Origin of the sequence: Sulfitobacter sediminis (assembly GCF_040811725.1) — a bacterium.
Taxonomy (GTDB): Bacteria; Pseudomonadota; Alphaproteobacteria; order Rhodobacterales; family Rhodobacteraceae; genus Sulfitobacter; species Sulfitobacter sediminis.
The window spans coordinates 1-202 of record NZ_JBFNXX010000315.1; the positions used below are offsets into that span (position 1 = coordinate 1).

The window sequence follows — 202 nt, forward strand, 5'->3', positions numbered from 1 at the left end:
TGCGGTGAACGATGCTCCGGTGGCGAATAATGACAGCGCGACCACCGATGAGGACACACCGGTGGTCATCAGCGCCGCGAGCTTGCTCGCCAATGACAGTGACGTCGACGGCGACACGCTGAGCGTGAACAGCGTCACCAACGGGAGCAATGGCACGGTCGTCATCAACGGTGACGGCACGGTCACCTACACGCCGGATGCC

1 protein-coding gene is annotated in these 202 nt (G+C 62.9%); it reads left to right on the top strand.

Annotated elements, in window-relative coordinates; all coding sequences use genetic code 11:
* Window positions 1–202: cadherin-like domain-containing protein (locus tag AB2B41_RS23880; protein ID WP_367880301.1), on the top strand; the 202-nt coding region annotated here is incomplete at both ends.